Here is an 18,011-nt window from a genome sequence, read left to right on the forward strand (position 1 = left end):
TCGCGTGCCCCTCGTCAGGCGCACTTACGTCGCCTCGAAACGGTGTTGATCGGCACAAGATATCGACGATTTCGCCTACTGCGCAAACAAACCATTCGGAACTCTAGCCCAGATAACGGGCACCGGATATCAGGCGGTCAGGTCGCGTACGACGGCGTCCGCCAGCAGGCGTCCGCGGCGGGTCAGCACCGCGCGCGCGGGCTCCTCGCGGGCGCTGCGCCCTTCGCCGGCGCCGTCCCCTCCGCCGACGCCGAGCGCGGCCCGGCCGTCGAGCAGCCCGCGCGCCACGAGGCCCGCGACCGCGGTGCGGCCCGACGGCGAGAGCACGCCGAGATCGAGCCCGTCCCGCAGCCGCACGCCGAGCATCACGCGCTCCAGGTGAGCCTCCTCGCGGGTGAGCAGCTCGCGCCCGGCGCCCGGGCTGTGCCCGGCCTCCAGCCGCGTGGCGTAGGCGCGGGGATGCTTCACGTTCCACCAGCGGACGCCGGCGGGCGTCTCCCCGACGTCAGGGTCTGCGGCAGCGTCGGTCGCAGCGGCGGGCGCGGACACATAGCTGTGCGCGCCCGGCCCCACGCCCCACCAGTCGTCGCCGCGCCAGTAGCCGACGTTGTGCCGGCACTCGTGCCCCGCACGGGACCAGTTCGACACCTCGTACCAGCGCAGGCCCGCCTCGGTGAGCAGGTCGTCGGCCAGCTCGTACTTCGCGGCCTGGTCGTCCTCGTCGGGCAGCGCCACCTCGCCGCGGCGCACCTGGGCGGCCATCTTGGTTCCGGCCTCCACCACCAGCGCGTACGCGGACACGTGGTCGACGCCGGTGGCCAGCGCCGTCTCGACGCTGGTGCGCCAGTCCTCCAGGGACTCGCCGGGCGTGCCGTAGATGAGGTCCAGGGACACGTCCAGCCCGGCGTCCCGGGCCCACCGCACGACGTCGGGGATGCGCAGCGGGTCGTGGGTGCGCTCGAGCGTCGCCAGCACGTGCGGCACCGCGGACTGCATGCCGAACGAGACGCGCGTGAACCCGGCGTCGGCCAGGACCCGCAGCGACTCGGGCGTGACGGAGTCCGGGTTGGCCTCGGTGGTGACCTCGGCGCCGTCGGCCAGGCCCCAGGCGTCCCTGATCCCGCCTAGCACCCGGGCGAGGTCCTCCGCGGGCAGCATCGTCGGGGTGCCGCCCCCGAAGAAGACCGTCGAGACCGCGGCGGGCGACCGGCCGGCGTCGGCCAGCACCTTCGCCGCGAGATCGACCTCCAGGAGGGACGTGGTCGCGTAGGCGGCCTGGTTCGCACCGCCGCCGAGCTCGGCGGCGGTGTACGTGTTGAAGTCGCAGTACCCGCAGCGCACCGTGCAGAACGGGACGTGCACGTAGACGCCGAACGGGCGGTCCGCCGGTCGAGCAGGTCGAGACCCGGAGGAGGTCTCGACCGGCTCGACCAGCGATGAACCGGCCGGCGAGGGCCGCACCCAGGCGGGCAGCCCGCCGTCGTCGGGCACGGGAATGCCGGAAGGGAGAGCGGGCACTACTTCTTCTTGTCCTTGGGGCCGTCCGAGTCGGAGGAGAGCGCGGCGATGAACGCCTCCTTCGGCACCTCGACGGAGCCGATGTTCTTCATGCGCTTCTTGCCCTCCTTCTGCTTCTCCAGCAGCTTGCGCTTCCGGCTGATGTCGCCGCCGTAGCACTTGGCGAGCACGTCCTTGCGCATGGCGCGGATGGTCTCGCGGGCGATCACGCGCGCGCCGATGGCGGCCTGGATCGGCACCTCGAACTGCTGGCGCGGGATGAGCTCCTTGAGCTTGGCGGTCATCATGACGCCGTACGAGTACGCCTTGTCGCGGTGCGCGATCGAGCTGAACGCGTCGACGTGCTCGCCCTGGAGCAGGATGTCGACCTTCACGAGGTCGGCGACCTGGTCGCCGCTCGTGTCGTAGTCGAGGGACGCGTACCCCCGGGTCTTGGACTTGAGCTGGTCGAAGAAGTCGAAGACGATCTCGCCGAGCGGCAGGTGGTACCGCAGCTCGACGCGGTCCGCGGAGAGGTAGTCCATGCCCTGCAGGTCGCCGCGCTTGGACTGCGAGAGCTCCATGACCGCGCCCACAAACTCGCTCGGGGTGAGGATCGTGGCCTTGACGACGGGCTCGCGGACCTCCTTGATCTTGCCCCCGGGGAACTCCGACGGGTTGGTCACCTCGACCTTCGTGTTGTCCTCCATCGTCACCTCGTAGATGACGTTCGGGGCCGTGGAGATGAGCTCGAGGTTGAACTCGCGCTCCAGCCGCTCGCGCACGATCTCGAGGTGCAGCAGGCCGAGGAAGCCCACCCGGAAGCCGAAGCCGAGGGCCACCGACGTCTCGGGCTCGTAGTTGAGCGCGGCGTCGCTGAGCTTGAGCTTGTCCAGGGCGTCGCGCAGGATCGGGTAGTCGGAGCCGTCGATCGGGTACAGACCCGAGAAGACCATGGGCTTGGGGTCGCTGTAGCCGTCGAGCGCCACGGTTGCGGGCTTGGCCGCGTTGGTCACGGTGTCGCCGACCTTGGACTGGCGCACGTCCTTCACGCCCGTGATCAGGTAGCCGACCTCGCCGACGCCGAGGCCCTTGGCCGGGTGCGGCTCGGGCGAGCTGACCCCGATCTCGAGGAGCTCGTGGGTGGCCTTCGTCGACATCATCGCGATCTTCTCGCGCGGGTTCAGGTCGCCGTCGATCACCCGCACGTAGGTCACCACACCGCGGTAGGTGTCGTAGACGGAGTCGAAGATCATGGCGCGGGCCGGGGCGTCCGGGTCACCGGTCGGGGCCGGCACGCGCTGCACGATGCGGTCGAGCAGGTCCTCGACGCCCACGCCCGTCTTGCCGGAGACCTTGAGGACGTCCTCCGGGTCGGAGCCCACGAGGTTCGCGAGCTCCTCGGCGTACTTCTCCGGCTGCGCCGCCGGCAGGTCGATCTTGTTCAGGACCGGGATGATCTCGAGCTCGTTCTCCATGGCCAGGTACAGGTTGGCCAGGGTCTGCGCCTCGATGCCCTGCGCTGCGTCGACCAGCAGCACTGCACCCTCGCACGCGGCCAGCGACCGGGACACCTCGTAGGTGAAGTCGACGTGGCCGGGGGTGTCGATCATGTTCAGGGCGTGGGGCGTCAGCACGCCGGCGTCGTCCGCCAGGGCCCACGGCATCCGCACCGCCTGCGACTTGATGGTGATGCCGCGCTCGCGCTCGATGTCCATCCGGTCCAGGTACTGCGCGCGCATGTCGCGGGAGCTCACCACGCCGGTGAGCTGGAGCATGCGGTCGGCGAGCGTGGACTTGCCGTGGTCGATGTGCGCGATGATGCAGAAGTTGCGGATCAGCTCGGGCGCGGTGGCATTCGGCTGGATGCGCGCCGTGAGCGCAGGACCGGGGATGGGCAAAGCGTTCTCGCTCCGTCGTCAGGGTGGAAGGACCAGCCCCCATTCTCCCACGTCCGACACGAGCACCCTCCTGCTCGCTGAGTGCTGGATATTCGCCCTGCGCGGCCGCGTGAACGGGCGAATATCCAGCACTCAACGGGTCAGGGTCAGGCGGGGCGGGGGGCGACCGTGCGGGGGAAGAGGCTACGGAGGACGTCGGCGAGGGTCACCACGCCGTAGTGCGCAGCGGAGCCGTATGGCCTGGGGACGACGGCGAGGTGGTTGCCCGTCTCCCGCATGCTCGTCAGGGCGCTGTGCAGCGGCACGTCGGCGGCCAGCTCGAAGACGGGCCGGGTGACGTCGGTGACGGCCGCGTCGTCGGCCAACAGGAGCGTGTCGCGCACGTGCACGACGCCGTCCGGCCGACCGCCGTCGCCCTGCACGATGATCCGCAGGTGGCCCGAGGCCCGGGACGCCTCCTGCACCTCGGCGGCCGTCGCATGGTGCCCGACGGCGGCCGGGGCCGCGTGGTCGGCGAGCAGGTCCTCGACCGTCAGGCGGCGCAGGTCCAGCGCGCCGGAGAGCTGGGCGGAGTAGGCGACGTCGAGCGCACCGACGCTGGCGGAGTGCTCCACGAGGTGCCGCAGGTCGTCGGGGCCCTGCCCGGTCGCCACCTGGTCCGCCGGCTCGACGCCCACGCGCCGCAGGCACCAGTTCGCCGCGCCGTTGAGCGCCAGGAGTGCCGGCCGGGTCAGGGCCATGAACGCCCGCATCGGCAGTGCCAGCATCGTCGCGCTGGCCTCGGGGTGGGCGATCGCCCAGGACTTGGGCGCCATCTCCCCCACGACCAGGTGCAAGAAGGTGACGAAAACCAGGGCCAGCACGAAGCCCGCGACGTCGGCGGCCCAGAACGGCGCGCCCCACGTCTCGAACACGGGCGTCAGCCAGTGGTGCACGGCCGGCTTGGTGATGGCGCCCAGCGCCAGGGTGCAGACCGTGATGCCCAGCTGGGAACCGGCCAGCAGCACCGTGAGCTCGCTGGCGCTGCGCAGCGCGGCCCTGGCGGAGCGGCTCGTGGCCGCGGCGTCCTCCAGGCGGTGTCGCTTGGCCGCGAGCAGCGCGAACTCCACGGCCACGAAGAACGCGCTCAGCGCGATGATGACTACGGTCGCGGCGAGGACCACCCAGGGGTTGCTCATCGGGTCTCCTTGCTCTTGATCTCGGCGTGTGCTGATGCGGTCTCCGCCTCGACGACGGTGACCCGGACGTGGGACGGCACGTGCCGCTCCACGTCGAGCACCTCGATCCGGAGCACCTCGTCCGGCGGCGGCTCCGGCGCGACGAGGCCTGCCGGGTCGATGGGCAGCGGGACGTCGACGACGTCGCCCGCCGCAGGCAGGGAGCCGTGCACGGCGATCGCCAGTCCCGCGATCGTCTCGTGGTCGCCGTCCGGCAGGTCGCGCTCGACGGCACGCTCCACCTCGTCCAGGTGGACGTCGCCCGCCATGACCCACACCCCGTCCGACGCCGCGGTGACGGGGTCGATCTCGTCGTCGTGCTCGTCGGTGATCTCGCCGACCAGCTCCTCGGCGAGGTCTTCGGCGGTGAGCACTCCGGCGAACCCGCCGTACTCGTCGACGACGCACGCCATCTGGTTGTGCGTGACCGACAGCTCCCGCAGGGCGTCCGGCAGCGCCATCGTCGTGGGCAGCACGAGCGCGGGGCGCAGCAGGTCCGCGACGGACGCCGTCCCGGGGGTTGCCGACAGCAGGTCGGCGAGATGCACGACGCCGACCACCTCGCCGTCGTCGTCCACCACCGGGTAACGGGAGTGGCCGCCGGCCATCAGCTCGCGCAGCTGCGCGAGCGTGTCCCCGGCGTGCACCACGCCGACGCGGGCGCGCGGGATCATGGCGTGCTCGACGTCCTGCCGCGGGAAGTCGAGGATGCGGTCCAGCAGCACCGACAGGTCCCCGGGCAGGTCACCGCTGGCACGCGAGTCGGCCACGATGTGCTCGAGGTCGCGGGCGGTCGCCGAGTGCTCGACGTCGTGCACGGGCTCGATGCGCAGCAGCCGCAGCAGCGCGTTGGACGCGGCGTCGAACACCTTGATCAGCCAGCCGAAGACCGCGAGGTAAGCCGTCGTCGAGCGGGCGAGCCACAGTGCCACCGGCTCCGGACGCGCGATCGCGAGGTTCTTCGGGACGAGCTCGCCGAACAGCATCTGCACGAGCGTCGAGAACAGGAGCGCGAGGACCGTGCCCACCGCGACGCCCGTGCCCACCGGCACCCCGACGCCGCCGAGGGCCTCGCCCAGCGCCTCGCCGACGAGCGGTTCGGCGACGTAGCCGACGAGCAGGCCCGTGACGGTGATGCCGAGCTGTGCCCCCGACAGCATGAAGCTGGTTCGGCGGGTCACGCCGAGCGCGCGTCGCGCCCCGGCGTCGCCGGCCTCGGCGCGGGTCGCGAGCCGCGCCCGGTCGACCGCCATGTACGCGAACTCCTGCGCGACGAAGTAGCCCGTCACGGCGGTGATCGCCAGGATCACCAGCACCCCCAGCAGGAGGGAGACCACCCAGCTCAACGCCACCACCTCCGCTCGGTGGTGCGGAGACGTGCCTGCGGGCCGGGACTATGACTGTCGGGGTCCATGATCCTTCGCTGGTGGTGCTGTTCGGTCTCGGGCCGAAGATCTCCGGCCGGGTGCGCGGGGCGCACCGCGTGGAGAACGACGGGCGTGATCCTACGGTTCCACATCGCACGTGAGCCGTACTGCTTTGCGCGACCTGCTGCGGTGTGGGTGGCGCGCGGTACGTTTCGGCACATGACCCTCGACCACCTGTCGCTGCTGGCCCGGCTCCAAGCCGGCTTCCTCGCCGCGGTACCCCGCGCAGACCCTGACGCGCGAGTTCCCGCCTGCGGCGACTGGACGGTCCGCGAGCTGGTCGAGCACCTCGCCGGCGTCCACTACTGGGCCGCCGGGCAGGCGCGGGCGAAGCGGGGTGCGCCCCTCGGGGACGGGCCGTTCGACCTCGAGGCGCACTACGCCGCCCAGGCCGCGACCCTGCGTCAGGCCCTGGCCGAGCTCGACCCCGACGCGACCGGCCGGGTGCTCACCCATCCCAAGCCGATGGGCCCCGGCCCGGTGCGGTTCTGGCACCGCCGACAGACCCACGAGACGCTGGTGCACCTGCACGACCTGCGGGCCGCGATCGCCGGCACGGGCTCGATCGGCCTGGCCGAGGCCGAGCCCGAGGTGTGGGCCGACACCGTCGACGAGGTGGTCACCGTGCTCCAGCCCCGCCAGGCAGGGCTGGGCCGCATGGCGCCGCTGCGCCTCCAGGTCGCCCTCGTGGCGACCGACGTCGACGGCTCGCCCACCTGGGTGCTCGGCGCCCCGGGCGAGCGCGCGGACGAGGTGACGCCCGACGTCGTCGTCTCCGGGCCCGCCGAGGGTCTCGCGCTGACGCTGTGGCGCCGCCTCACGCCCGCCGAGGCGGGGCTCACCGTGCAGGGTGACCACGCCGACCTCGAGGCGGCGCTGGCGGAGCCGATCGTGCCGTAGCCGCTACCCGAGGCGCGTGATCTCCACCGTCACCGCCAGCGTCGACGAACCGGCGCCGGCATAGACACCCTTGAACGGCGGCACGTCGCCGTACTCGCGCCCGCGCCCGACCACGACGTGGTCGCCGCCCACGAACACCCGGTTCGTGGGGTCGTAGCCGACCCACTCGCCGGTCCACCACTCGACCCAGGCGTGCGACTCGCCGCGCACCTGCTCGCCGACCCCGGCGTCCGGCTCGGGATGCACGTACCCGGACACGTAACGCGCGGGGATGCCGACCGAGCGCAGCGCGCCGAGCGCGAGGTGCGCCATGTCCTGGCACACGCCCTTGCGCGCCTCCCACGCCTCGACCGCGGGCGTGTGCACGGTGGTCACGCCGGGCACGTACTCGAGCCGCTCCCGCACCGCGAGGCAGATCGCCTCGGCCGCCCGGTCCGGGTCCAGCCCGCCGGCCGCCTCCAGCGCGAGCGCCCCGAGGTCCGACGGCGGCATGGTCACCGGCGACTCCGCGAGGAACGCCGCCTGCTTGTCCAGCACCGGCTCGCTCGCCAGGTCCTCCCACCCGGGCACGTCCCCGGCGGGGCGGCCGCCCGCCGAGTACCCGGAGGCCTCCACCAGCGCCTCCGCGACGATCTTGAGCTGGCTGTGCGGACGCAGGATCTCGAACGCCGTCACGCTCGTGCCCCAGTAGTCGGTGTGGTCCGCGGACCAGGTGGTGGGCGACATCACCAGGGACGCCGAGCGCACCGTCTGGCGCGCGTCCTGGATCGGCCGCATGCGCGCCTGGTTGTACGAGTCCGTGGCCGGCGACGCGTAGTCGAACCGGGTCGTGTGGACCACCCTCAGCAGCGTCACAGCGCCTCCTCCACCCAGGCCGTCGTGGCCACCGCCGGAAAGTACCGGTGCTTGATCGCGCCGCTCGCCCGCGTGCACGCCACCTGCACGCGCTCCATGGCGTCCGGCAGGTCCGCGAGCAGGTCGCCGAGCCGGGCGAACTCCAGCTCGGAGCGCATGATCCCCAGGGCCCGGCGGGCGTCGTCGGAGACCGCGTGCCTGCCCTCCACCGGCTCCAGCTCGCGCAGCGCCCGCTCCGCGGCGTGCAGCGCGTAGACGATCGACCGCGGGAACAGCCGGTCGAGGATGAGGAAGCCCGCGGCGTCGGCGTCGGACGCCCGGCCGCGGTACGCCCGCAGGTACGCCTCGTACCCACCGCAGGACCGCAGCAGCGTGTTCCAGCCGGGCCCACCCGTCCCGAGCCGGGCCTGGGTCGTGATGAGGCGCGCGGTCATGTCGGCCCGCTCGATCGCCTGGCCCAGCACCATGAAGTGCCACGTCGAGTCGCGCGGCGTCGCCGACTCCATCAGCCCCGCGACGACGGCCGCCCGCTCCCGCACCCACGAGAAGAACTCGTGCGGCCCCCGGCGCGCATGCGACGGGAGCGTGTTGCGCGTCGTGTTCAGGCACTCCCACAGGTCGGTCGAGACGATCTCGCGAGCGCGGCGCGCGTTCTCCCGCGCCGCGAGCAGCGACCCGGCGATCGACGACGGGTTCTCCCGGTCGTGCGCCAGCAGCCGCAGCACGGTGTCGCGGTTCACCTCGCCGTCGTCGGGCCCCGCCGGATGGTCCATGATCGCGAGCAGGGACCGGCAGGCCGTGGCCTCGTCCGCCCACGGGTCCTCCGACAGCATCTGCACGTGCACGTCGAGGATCCGCGCCGTGTCGTCGGCCCGCTCGACGTACCGGCCGATCCAGAACAGCGACTCCGCGATCCGGCTCAGCATGCGGCACCTCCGGTGGTCGAACCTGTCGAGACCCTGGTTTCGACAGGCTCAGCCCGCGGCGCCGTCGAGACCTGCTGCTGCTGTTGCTGCTGCTGGTTCGCAGCCGCGTCGTCCGGGTTGGTCGCCCGGGGCACGCCGGCCGGCGGCTCCTGCGGCCGGGCGCTCGCGGGCCGCCGTTCTACGGGAGCCGGAGCCGCCGGACGGGCCTCGGCGCCCGCCTCCAGCACCCAGGTGTCCTTGGACCCGCCGCCCTGGGACGAGTTCACGACGAGCTGCCCCTCCGGGAGCGCGACCCGGGTGAGGCCGCCGGGCAGCACCCAGACGTCCGAGCCGTCGTTCACGGCGAAGGGGCGCAGATCCAGATGGCGCGGCCGGAAGGCGCCGTCGACGAACGTCGGCCCTGTCGAGAGCTGCACCACGGGCTGCGCGATCCAGCCGCGCGGGTCCTCGATGATCCGCTTCCGCACCGCATCGATCTCGGCGCGCGTGGCCTTGGGCCCCACCACTATGCCCTTGCCGCCCGAGCCGTCGACGGGCTTCACGACGAGCTCGTCGATGCGGTCGAGCACCTCGGCACGGGCTTCGGGATCCTCGAGGCGCCAGGTGTCGACGTTCGCGAGCACGGGCTCCTCGGCCAGGTAGTAGCGGATCAGGTCGGGTACGTAGGTGTAGACGAGCTTGTCGTCTGCGACGCCGTTGCCGATCGCGTTCGCGAGCGTGACGTTCCCGAGCCGCGCGGCCCCCACCAGGCCGGGCACGCCGAGCATGGAGTCACCGCGGAACTCGACGGGGTCGATCCACTCGTCGTCGACCCGCCGGTAGATGACGTCGACGCGGCGCGAGCCCTCCGTGGTCCGCATGTAGACCCGGCCGCCCTTGGTGTACAGGTCGCGCCCCTCGACCAGCTCCACGCCCAGGAGCCGGGCCAGGAGGCTGTGCTCGAAGTACGCGGAGTTGTAGACGCCCGGCGTGAGCACCACGACGGTGGGGTCGGGGACGCCGTCGGGCGCGCTCGCCACGAGGGCGGCCAGCAGCCGCTGCGGGTAGTCGACGACGGGCTGCACCCGCAGCCGGCTGAACAGCTCGGGGAACGTGCGGACCATGGCCCGGCGGTTGCTCACCACGTAGCTCACGCCCGACGGGACCCGGACGTTGTCCTCCAGGACGCGGTACTGGCCCGCCTCGTCGCGCACCAGGTCGATGCCGCTCACGTGGCAGCGCACGCCGCCGGCCGGGCGGATGCTCGCGGCGACCCGCTGGAAGTCGGAGCTCGACTGGATGAGGCGCTGCGGCACGACGCCGTCCTTGACCGCCTGCTGCGCGCCGTAGACGTCGTCGAGGAACGCCTCCAGGGCCCGGACCCGCTGCTGGACGCCGAGCGCGATGTCCGTCCAGTCATCCTTCTCGATGACGCGGGGCACCACGTCCAGGGGGAACGGACGCTCCTCCCCCGCGAAGTCGAAGGTCACGCCCTGCGCCAGGTACGAGCGCGCGAGGGCGTCCGCCCGCGACGCCACCTCGTCGGCCGTCAGGCGGGTGAGCCTGCCGTGCACCTGCTCGTAGCAGGACCGCAGCACGCCGTCGCGGTCCAGCATCTCGTCGAAGGCCTGCTGGAGGGGGTATCCATCGAACAGGTCTGTCATGTCCGAACTGTAGGTCGATGGTTAAGACGTACCGGTTCCGGGCGTGTTTCAGGTCGGTGTCGGTCCGCGGTCCGCGGTTCGACGCCGGAGCCGGGCGGCCCCGGCTCGACGCGGCAGCTCGGCGCGCCGGCCGGGCGCGTCGCTCGAAAAGCGCTGGCCCGCCGGTCCGTGCCGGTGCCACGGTTCTCGGCATGAGCCTGCACGACGACGAGATCGTCTCCACCCCTGATCTCGTCCGCCGCCTGGTCGCGGACCAGTTCCCGCACTGGGCGCACCTCCCCGTGACGCCCGGCCCGGCGGGCGGCACGGACCATCACCTGTTCCGGCTCGGCGACGAGCTGCTGGTCCGCATGCCCAAGATCGCCTGGGCCCAGGACCAGGCGACCAACGACGCGCGCTGGCTCCCGCTCCTGGCGCCGCACCTGCCGCTCCGGCTCCCGGTGCCCGAGGCGGTGGGCGAGCCCGGCGCGGGCTTCCCGTTCCGCTGGTCGGTGACGCCCTGGCTCGACGGCGCGTCACCCGCCGTCGGCGAGCTCGGACCCGGCGCCGCCCGGCAGCTCGGCGAGTTCGTCGTGGCGCTCCGCGCGGTGAGCACGGCGGGCGGCCCGGTCAAGGACGGCACGTCCCGCGGCGTCCCGCTCGCCCGGCTCGACGACGACGTCCGCGCCGCCATCGCCGCGTCCGGTACCCGCATCGACGGCCGCGCCGTGACGAAGGCGTGGGACCAGGCGCTGGGCGCACGCCCGGCGTCGGACCGCTGCTGGATCCACGGTGACCTGCTGCCCGGCAACCTGCTGGCCGACGGCGGGAACATGACCGCCGTCATCGACTGGGGCGGTGTGGGCATCGGCGACCCGGCCGCCGACCTGATCCCCGCCTGGACCCAGTTCGCCGGCGCGGAACGCGCGGCCTTCCGCGCGGCGGCCGCCGACGGGCTCACCGATCCCGACGACGCCTGGGAGCGCGGGCGCGGCTGGGTGCTGGTCCAGGCGGTGATCGGGCTGCCGTACTACTGGGACCGCTGGCCGGAGTTCGCCCGGGCATGCCAGAACCGGATAGCCACGGTCCTGACGGACTGACCCCGCGGCCCAGATCGGCCCCTTGCTGAACTCCCCGAGCGAGGTCGGTCCCTTGCTGGACTCCCCGAACGAGATCGGTCCCTTGCTGAACTCCCCGAACGAGATCGGTCCCTTGCTGAACTCCCCGAACGAGATCGGTCGTTTGCATCGAGATCGGTCCATTAATTGACCGATCTCGAAGCAAACGACCGACCTCAGACTGATCGCCCAGCAAAGGACCGATCTTGAGGCCTGCTGGGCGCTGAACCGATGAGTCCGGGGCGCCGTCGTCGTCCTATAGGGCATGACTCACTACGCCACCACCAGCCAGGGCGACCGTGTCGCCTACGACCTGTACGGAGGCTCCGGCCCCGCGCTCGTGTTCGTCGCCGGCGCCGGGCCGTACCGTGCAGTCGACCCGATCACCACGCCCACGGCGCGGCTCGTCGCCGACGCCGGGCTGACCGCCGTCGTGTTCGACCGGCTCGGGCGTGGGGAGAGCCCCGCCGACGGTCGGCTCGACCTGGAGCGCGAGCTCGCGGCGGTCGCCGCGATGATCGACGTAGCGGGCGGGTCCGCCGTGCTGTGCGGCCACTCCTCCGGGTGCTCCATCTCGCTCGCGGCGGCCGACGCCGGGTTACCCGTCGACGGCCTCGCCCTCTGGGAGGCACCCCTGGGCGAGCCCGCCGACAAGACCCGGACCTGGGCCGACGAGATCCTGCGACACCTCGACGCCGAGGACTACGTGGGAGCCACCGAGAAGTACATGGAGGACATGCCGCCGGAGTGGCTGGCGGGCATGAAGTCCGCGCCGGACTGGCCGGAGAGCGCGAAGTCGTCGCGAAGCCAGCGCGCCGACGCGCAGTCGCTCGCGTGGGCGCAGCAGGCGCTGGAGGACGGCACCCTCGACATCACCGTCCCGGTGCTCGCCATGTACGGGACGGCGACCTTCCCCGAGATGCCCGTGGCGGCGGCGAGCATCGTGGCGTCGGTCGAGCAGGGCGCGGAGAAGGAGCTGCCGGGCGCGATGCACAGCTGGGAGCCGGAGCCGATGGCCGCGGAGCTCGCGGCGTTCGCGCGGGCATGCGCCGGTTAAGGGTCGGATGTGCACTTCACCCGTTCCGGTACGGTTTCGGGCGTGACCTTCGCATCAGACAACAGCTACCCCGGCGACTTCGACGGTGAAGTCCACCCGATCTACAACCCCGAGCTGGACGGTGACCCGGATCCCGGCGAGGTGGTCTGGACCTGGGTCCCGTACGAGGAGGACCACAGCCAGGGCAAGGACCGCCCCGTGCTGCTCGTGGGCAAGGACGGTCCCTGGCTGCTCGGACTCCAGCTCACCAGCCAGGACCACGACCGCGACGCGCTGCAGGAGGCACGGGCCGGCCGCATCTGGATGGACGTCGGCACCGGGCGCTGGGACAGCTCGGGCCGCGACTCGGAGGTCCGCATCAACCGCGTCATCCGCATCGACCCCGACGACGTGCGCCGCGAGGGCGACATCCTGGCGGAGGACGTCTTCAACGACGTCGTGAAGTACATGGACCGGGCGCTCGACCTCACCTGATCCGGCCCTGATCGGGCCTGATCCGGGCTTGATCCGCCCTGGTCGGCACCGCCCGGCGTCGGCCCGCTCTGCTTGCGGGACGACGCCGGGCTACCCTGCCGTCCGTGACTCAGAACCCGTGGATCAAGCTGCTCGGCGACGTCGTCGAGGCCGTCGCGCGCGCCGCCTTCGACCAGGACGACCGCCCGAGCGGCGACCGGCCCGCATCCGGGCCCAAGCCGCGGGCGCCCCGCCCGGCGTCGGGCCGCGACCTCCCCGAGACCGACGGCTACCCCGGCGACTTCGAGGGACGCGTCAAGCCCGTCTACCGCCCCGAGCTGGACGGCGAGCCCGACCCCGGTGAGGTCGTGTGGTCGTGGGTCCCCTATGAAGAAGATCACAGCCAGGGCAAGGACCGGCCGGTGCTGATCGTGGGCAACGACGGCCCCTGGCTCCTCGCGCTGCAGCTCACCAGCCAGGACCATGACCGCGACGCCGAGCAGGAGGCCCGCGCCGGCCGCACCTGGATGGACATCGGCACCGGCTCCTGGGACAGCTCCGGCCGCCCCTCCGAGGTGCGCCTCAACCGCGTGATCCGCATCCACCCGGACGCCGTGCGCCGCGAGGGCGCCATCCTGGACCGGGCGGTCTTCGACGACGTCGTGGCCGCGCTCTGACGCTCCGCCCGACGTGTCAGGCCCTCGGATCACTCGGGTGACCTGGGGTCTGACGCGTTCGACCGGGGCTAGGGCTGGACCGAGACCACCAGGAACGCGGCCAGCAGCACCAGGTGCACCACGCCGTGCAGCGTGTTGGCCCGGCCGGGCGCGATGCTCAGCATCGCCACCACCACCGAGACCGCGAGCAGCACGATCTGCGTCGGGTCGAGGCCGAGCGTGAGCGGCCCGCCCATCCAGATCATCGCGACGGCGATGGTCGGGATGGTCAGGCCGATCGACGCCATCGCGGAGCCGTAGGCGAGGTTCAGGCTGGTCTGCACGCGGTCGCGCAGGGCGTTGCGGACCGCGGCGATCGACTCGGGCGCGAGCACGAGGAACGCGATCACCACACCGACGACGCCGTAGGGCAGGCCGGCCGCCTCCACCCCGTGCTCGATGGTCGGGGAGAGCATCTTGGCCAGGAAGACCACGGAGACCAGCGAGACCAGGAGCAGCGCGACGCTGAACCAGGCCTCCCTGACGGGGGGCGGGTCGGCGTGGTCGTCGCCGTCCTCGTCGAGGAGGCCCGTGACCCGGCCGTACTCGTCGCTGGAGACGGGCAGGAAGAAGTCGCGGTGCCGCACCGTCTGCGTGAACACGAACGCCCCGTAGAGCAGCGCCGACGCCACGGCCGCGAAGCCCAGCTGGAAGGCCGTGTAGGCGCCGCCGTCCGCCGAGGTCGTGAAGCGGGGCAGGACCAGGGTGACCGTGGCCAGCGCGACCACCGTGGCCAGCGCCGACCCGGTGCCCGAGGCGTTGAAGCTCACCAGGTGGTGCTTGCTGGCCCCCACGAGCAGGGAGAGCCCGACGATCCCGTTGAACGTGATCATCACGGCGGCGAAGACCGTGTCGCGGGCGTACGTGCTCGCCGCGTCGCCGCCGCTGCTCATCAGCATCAGGATCAGCCCCACCTCGATAACGGTCACCGCCACCGCGAGGATGAGGGAGCCGAACGGCTCGCCGACCTTGTGCGCCACCACCTCCGCGTGGTGGACCGCCGCGAGCACCGCGCCGACCAGCGCCGCGCCGATCGCAGCCAGGATCGCCGGATGGTCGTGGTTGCTCCACGTGACCACGAGGAGCACCAGGGCAAGGATCGGGACCACCATGGTCCACTGGAAGCGGCCTCTCAGCGTCCTGGTCCTCATGGGTCGGATTCTAAGGTGCCTCATCAGAACGTTTCGGGGCCGACGGCGGCCGTAGCCGGTGTCACACCCAGCCCGCTCCACGAGGCGCCCGGGCCTCTGGTAATCTTGGAGGTCGCGTGTCCGCCCAGGTCGGCGGGCACAGTCGCAGCTCCTCTCCACGGGTCCCCACCCCAGTCCCGGAACTGCGACCGCCCTCTACGACCTATCCGCTCGCCATAAGGCGAACACACCAGGAAGTCCACTCGTGGCAAACATCAAGTCCCAGATGAAGCGCATCAAGACGAACGAGAAGGCTCGTCTGCGCAACAAGTCCGTCAAGTCGGAGCTGAAGACCCAGGTGCGCAAGGTGCGCGAGGCCGTCGCAGCCGGCGACAAGGAGACCGCGACGGTCGCCCTTGCCACCGCGTCGCGCAAGCTCGACAAGGCTGTCGCCAAGGGCGTCATCCACGCGAACCAGGCCGCGAACCGCAAGTCGGCCATCGCGAAGTCGGTCGCGGCTCTCTGAGCCCACTTCGTCGGACGCCGTTCGCCCCTCGGGCGGACGGCGTCTTTCGTGTGCCCGGAGCCGTCCAGCGCCGTCAGGAGCGGCGGGAGCGCGCAATCGTCATGACCGCGCGCTCCACGGCGAACACCGGGTCCCTTGCCTCACCCTTCACGTCGGCATCGGCCTGCGCGACGGCGGAGATCGCCGTCGCCAAGCCCTCCGGCGTCCAGCTGCGCAGGTCCCGGCGGGCGCGGTCCACCTGCCAGGGCGCCATGCCCAGGTCCCGCGCCGAGAGCCCGCCGCCCCGCATCGAGGCGACCTTCGCCAGGTTCCGCAGGCGCAGCGCCAGGGCCGCGACGATCGGCACCGGATCCAGACCCGTGTCCAGCGCGTGCCGCAGGAGGGCGACGGCGCCACCGGCGTCGCCGTCCACCGCGGCGTCGGCCACCCGGAAGCCCGTGGCCTCGACTCGACCGCCGTAGTACCGGTCCACGGTGGTGGCCGTGATGGTGCCCGTCGTGTCGGCGATCAGCTGCGCGCAGGCCGACGCGAGCTCCCGCAGGTCGCTGCCGAGGGCGTCCACGAGGGCGCGCACGGCCTCGGCGTCGGCCCGCCGCCGTGCGGCCTTGAACTCCCCCACCACGAACGACGCCTTCTCCGCATCCTTCGTCACCGGTTCGCAGACCATGACCGGCGCGCCCGAGCCCGTGATGGTGTCGAGCATCTTCTTGCCGCGCTGCCCGCCGCCGTGCACCACGACGACGGTGGTCTCCTCGTCCGGCGTGCTGACGTACGCGATGAGGTCGGCCATCAGGTCCTCGGTGCCCGACTCCGTCGACCGGACCACCACCACCTTGGCCTCGCCGAACAGGGACGGGCTCGCCGCGACCATCAGCTGGCCCCTGCCGTACGTCGCCCCCTCCAGCTCGACCTTCTCGACCTCGGGGTCGCGCTCTCGCACGAGCCGCACGACGCCGTCCACCGCCCGCTCCGTCAGGAGCGGCTCGGCCCCGCGCACGAGCACGATCGGAGCCACCGTGGGCTCGTCCCAGCTACGGCCGGAGGGAGCGGTGGCGGTACGGCGCTTGGTCGCGGGAGGCACGGACACAGCCTGCCACGCACCACCGACAGTCACCCCCAGAGCGGCCCTCGGAACTACCCCAGAGCCAGGGAGCTACTCCCAGAGCAGGTCGGCCAGCGCCATCCGCCCGCCGTCGGTCCACGCGTTCGCGATCACGCACGCGCCCGCGTCGGCGCAGTCCACCGCACCCCCGCCGACGAGCTGGATCTCCCGCTTCACCGGGAGCCGCGTGACCACGGAGCCCGAGCGATCGGCGACCACCCGTTTCCCGTCGTCGTACAGGCAGTTGTCCCCGTCCACGCCGCCGCCCGCTGCCGTGGCGCACTGCACGATACGTACGGCCGCACCGGGCGCATAGCCCTTCCCCGTCACGGTGACGCGGCCGTCGTCGCCGTCGAGCTGTTGCTCGGACAGCTCGAGCGTCGGCGCGTCCGGCGGCTCCGCCCCGCCGGGCAGCGGGGCCGGTGCCGCCGCGAGCACCCGGTCCGACAGGTCCGCGACGGCCAGCGTGCACGGGTCGCCCGTGCAGTCCACCTCGGAGACAGCGCCGACGTTGACGAACGCCCTCGCCTGCCGCGTCGCCGAGATCCGGCCGTCCTCGTCCGCGACCACCTGTTCGCTGGTCGACATGTCGCAGTCGTCGAGGGCGCTCGCGCCCGCCGTCGTGCCGCCCGTGCACTGGACCAGGTACTGGTTGCCGCCCGAAAAGCCCGTGCCGCGCACCAGCCAGGCACTACCGGTGGCCCGGACGGTGATGGTCGGGTCGTCCTGACCTGCCGGGCCGTCCGACGCCGTCGGGCTCGCCTCGGGTGTGCTCGTCGCCCCGGTCTCCTGCGTCTCCGGGGCCCCCGGGGCCGCGGTGCACGCGGCCAGCAGGAGCACGACGGCGGCAACCGGCGCGAGCAGGCGCGCGCGCATCACGGGTAACCCAGGTAGACGTCGATGCTGAGCGCGATCCGCCAGGACCAGGCACCACGGTTCCGCATCCAGCTCACTCCTTTGTCCCACACGTGGTACTCCTGCTCGAGGTAACAGGCGACGGCGTTGGTCTGGTTGAGCTCGCCCAGGTCGGTGCGGTACTGGCGGGCGTCGTTGGTGCCCGGGCTGCTCGCGCCCACGCGGACGTTCATGATCTGCGCGCAGTTGCCGCCGGCCGCCGACACGTACATCACGTGCGTGCCGTACCGCTCCGCCGAGAACCCCGACTCGCACGACTCGCTGATCGCGTTGGAGTGGATGGGCAGGTGCAGGTCCGCGCCCAACCGGTTCGAGTTCGCGATGTTCGTCCTCGTCAGGCCGTTGCCGCGCACCACCTTGTAGCCCCGTTCCAGCAGGTTCATGTGGTCGGGGTCCTGCTGTGTCGCCGCGGAGACCGCCACCGCGTAGGAGTTCGCGTTCTCGCTGAACCCGTCGCAGCCGGTATTGGTGTGGCACACCGTGTCGCCGCGGTCGTGGCACGCCTGGGACAGGTAGACCACCTTGCCGTTCCAGCTGTCCGGCACGTACGTCACGTCGGCGGCCGCGGTCGGGGCCGCGGCAAGGAACCCGCCGGCGCCCAGGACGAGGACCGCGAGGACGGACACGAGCCTGCGAATCATCGCGCGCA

At 72.2% G+C, this 18,011-nt stretch carries 17 protein-coding genes; 6 read left to right on the forward strand and 11 right to left on the reverse strand.

Annotation, left to right across the window (positions count from 1 at the left end; genetic code table 11):
• Positions 1–129: 129 nt before the first annotated feature.
• The 4 genes from hemW to C8K30_RS16190 all read right to left on the reverse strand — a co-directional run bounded on the left by hemW (position 130) and on the right by C8K30_RS16190 (position 5,961).
• A complete protein-coding gene (gene hemW / locus C8K30_RS16175) occupies positions 130–1,518 on the reverse strand; it encodes a radical SAM family heme chaperone HemW (RefSeq protein ID WP_108493909.1) in 1,389 nt (462 codons plus the stop codon).
• Positions 1,518–3,398 carry a translation elongation factor 4 gene (lepA, locus tag C8K30_RS16180; protein WP_108493910.1) on the reverse strand — a complete coding sequence of 627 codons (1,881 nt, stop codon included), beginning with the start codon at positions 3,396–3,398 and terminating at the stop codon, positions 1,518–1,520. The genes hemW and lepA overlap by 1 nt, the downstream gene beginning before the upstream one ends.
• Before the next feature lie 146 nt (positions 3,399–3,544).
• Positions 3,545–4,576 (reverse strand): CNNM domain-containing protein, encoded by a 1,032-nt coding sequence (locus C8K30_RS16185; RefSeq protein ID WP_108493911.1) that lies wholly within the window; start codon positions 4,574–4,576, stop codon positions 3,545–3,547.
• The gene (locus C8K30_RS16190) at positions 4,573–5,961 is read right to left on the reverse strand and encodes a hemolysin family protein (protein ID WP_108493978.1); all 1,389 of its coding nucleotides are present in this window, start codon (positions 5,959–5,961) and stop codon (positions 4,573–4,575) included. Before C8K30_RS16190 ends, C8K30_RS16185 begins: the two co-directional genes overlap by 4 nt.
• A 240-nt stretch (positions 5,962–6,201) precedes the next feature.
• Here C8K30_RS16190 and C8K30_RS16195 point away from each other — a divergent pair, with 240 nt between their 5' ends.
• Positions 6,202–6,942 carry a maleylpyruvate isomerase N-terminal domain-containing protein gene (locus C8K30_RS16195; protein WP_108493912.1) on the forward strand — a complete coding sequence of 247 codons (741 nt, stop codon included), beginning with the start codon at positions 6,202–6,204 and terminating at the stop codon, positions 6,940–6,942.
• Positions 6,943–6,945: 3 nt separating this feature from the next.
• On the opposite strand, the gene C8K30_RS16200 is transcribed toward C8K30_RS16195, so the two are convergent.
• The 3 genes from C8K30_RS16200 to C8K30_RS16210 are packed head-to-tail and all read right to left on the reverse strand — an operon-like array spanning position 6,946 to position 10,366.
• A complete protein-coding gene (locus C8K30_RS16200) occupies positions 6,946–7,797 on the reverse strand; it encodes a transglutaminase family protein (RefSeq protein ID WP_199230515.1) in 852 nt (283 codons plus the stop codon).
• A complete protein-coding gene (locus C8K30_RS16205) occupies positions 7,794–8,723 on the reverse strand; it encodes an alpha-E domain-containing protein (RefSeq protein WP_108493913.1) in 930 nt (309 codons plus the stop codon). Before C8K30_RS16205 ends, C8K30_RS16200 begins: the two co-directional genes overlap by 4 nt.
• A complete protein-coding gene (locus tag C8K30_RS16210) occupies positions 8,717–10,366 on the reverse strand; it encodes a circularly permuted type 2 ATP-grasp protein (protein ID WP_108493914.1) in 1,650 nt (549 codons plus the stop codon). Before C8K30_RS16210 ends, C8K30_RS16205 begins: the two co-directional genes overlap by 7 nt.
• Before the next feature lie 191 nt (positions 10,367–10,557).
• Here C8K30_RS16210 and C8K30_RS16215 point away from each other — a divergent pair, with 191 nt between their 5' ends.
• The 4 genes from C8K30_RS16215 to C8K30_RS16230 all read left to right on the forward strand — a co-directional run bounded on the left by C8K30_RS16215 (position 10,558) and on the right by C8K30_RS16230 (position 13,650).
• Positions 10,558–11,445 carry a phosphotransferase gene (locus tag C8K30_RS16215; protein WP_108493915.1) on the forward strand — a complete coding sequence of 296 codons (888 nt, stop codon included), beginning with the start codon at positions 10,558–10,560 and terminating at the stop codon, positions 11,443–11,445.
• Between the two features lie 283 nt (positions 11,446–11,728).
• Positions 11,729–12,520, forward strand: coding sequence for an alpha/beta fold hydrolase (locus tag C8K30_RS16220; RefSeq protein ID WP_108493916.1), 792 nt, complete (start codon positions 11,729–11,731; stop codon positions 12,518–12,520).
• 42 nt (positions 12,521–12,562) lie between these two features.
• A complete protein-coding gene (locus tag C8K30_RS16225; protein ID WP_108493917.1) occupies positions 12,563–12,994 on the forward strand; it encodes a type II toxin-antitoxin system PemK/MazF family toxin in 432 nt (143 codons plus the stop codon).
• Positions 12,995–13,098: 104 nt separating this feature from the next.
• Entirely contained in the window at positions 13,099–13,650 is a 552-nt protein-coding gene (locus C8K30_RS16230) for a type II toxin-antitoxin system PemK/MazF family toxin (RefSeq protein ID WP_108493918.1), read from the forward strand.
• 68 nt (positions 13,651–13,718) lie between these two features.
• Here the strand turns inward: C8K30_RS16230 and C8K30_RS16235 are convergent, their stop codons facing one another.
• The gene (locus tag C8K30_RS16235) at positions 13,719–14,840 is read right to left on the reverse strand and encodes a calcium:proton antiporter (RefSeq protein WP_108493919.1); all 1,122 of its coding nucleotides are present in this window, start codon (positions 14,838–14,840) and stop codon (positions 13,719–13,721) included.
• Positions 14,841–15,084: 244 nt separating this feature from the next.
• On the opposite strand from C8K30_RS16235, the gene rpsT reads away from it, so the two are divergent.
• A complete protein-coding gene (gene rpsT / locus C8K30_RS16240) occupies positions 15,085–15,345 on the forward strand; it encodes a 30S ribosomal protein S20 (RefSeq protein WP_108493920.1) in 261 nt (86 codons plus the stop codon).
• Between the two features lie 73 nt (positions 15,346–15,418).
• On the opposite strand, the gene holA is transcribed toward rpsT, so the two are convergent.
• The 3 genes from holA to C8K30_RS16255 all read right to left on the reverse strand — a co-directional run bounded on the left by holA (position 15,419) and on the right by C8K30_RS16255 (position 18,003).
• Complete coding sequence (gene holA / locus C8K30_RS16245; protein WP_108493980.1) at positions 15,419–16,426, reverse strand: DNA polymerase III subunit delta; 1,008 nt, start codon at positions 16,424–16,426, stop codon at positions 15,419–15,421.
• A gap of 72 nt (positions 16,427–16,498) precedes the next feature.
• The gene (locus C8K30_RS16250) at positions 16,499–17,323 is read right to left on the reverse strand and encodes a neocarzinostatin apoprotein domain-containing protein (protein ID WP_108493921.1); all 825 of its coding nucleotides are present in this window, start codon (positions 17,321–17,323) and stop codon (positions 16,499–16,501) included.
• Positions 17,323–18,003, reverse strand: a complete 681-nt coding sequence (locus C8K30_RS16255) for an N-acetylmuramoyl-L-alanine amidase (protein ID WP_146197504.1) — start codon at positions 18,001–18,003, stop codon at positions 17,323–17,325. The genes C8K30_RS16250 and C8K30_RS16255 overlap by 1 nt, the downstream gene beginning before the upstream one ends.
• Between the last annotated feature and the right edge of the window lie 8 nt (positions 18,004–18,011).

Source organism: Promicromonospora sp. AC04, assembly GCF_003058225.1.
In the GTDB taxonomy this organism is placed as follows: domain Bacteria; phylum Actinomycetota; class Actinomycetes; order Actinomycetales; family Cellulomonadaceae; genus Promicromonospora.

What these genes read in the sequence shown, in the direction of transcription:
- C8K30_RS16185 (WP_108493911.1), bottom strand. Translation starts at nt 4,576, where the DNA reads ATGAGCAACCCCTGGGTGGTCCTCGCCGCGACCGTAGTCATCATCGCG.
- C8K30_RS16195 (WP_108493912.1), top strand. Translation starts at nt 6,202, where the DNA reads ATGACCCTCGACCACCTGTCGCTGCTGGCCCGGCTCCAAGCCGGCTTC.
- C8K30_RS16205 (WP_108493913.1), bottom strand. Translation starts at nt 8,723, where the DNA reads ATGCTGAGCCGGATCGCGGAGTCGCTGTTCTGGATCGGCCGGTACGTC.
- C8K30_RS16210 (WP_108493914.1), bottom strand. Translation starts at nt 10,366, where the DNA reads ATGACAGACCTGTTCGATGGATACCCCCTCCAGCAGGCCTTCGACGAG.
- C8K30_RS16215 (WP_108493915.1), top strand. Translation starts at nt 10,558, where the DNA reads ATGAGCCTGCACGACGACGAGATCGTCTCCACCCCTGATCTCGTCCGC.
- C8K30_RS16220 (WP_108493916.1), top strand. Translation starts at nt 11,729, where the DNA reads ATGACTCACTACGCCACCACCAGCCAGGGCGACCGTGTCGCCTACGAC.
- C8K30_RS16235 (WP_108493919.1), bottom strand. Translation starts at nt 14,840, where the DNA reads ATGAGGACCAGGACGCTGAGAGGCCGCTTCCAGTGGACCATGGTGGTC.
- C8K30_RS16250 (WP_108493921.1), bottom strand. Translation starts at nt 17,323, where the DNA reads ATGCGCGCGCGCCTGCTCGCGCCGGTTGCCGCCGTCGTGCTCCTGCTG.
- C8K30_RS16255 (WP_146197504.1), bottom strand. Translation starts at nt 18,003, where the DNA reads ATGATTCGCAGGCTCGTGTCCGTCCTCGCGGTCCTCGTCCTGGGCGCC.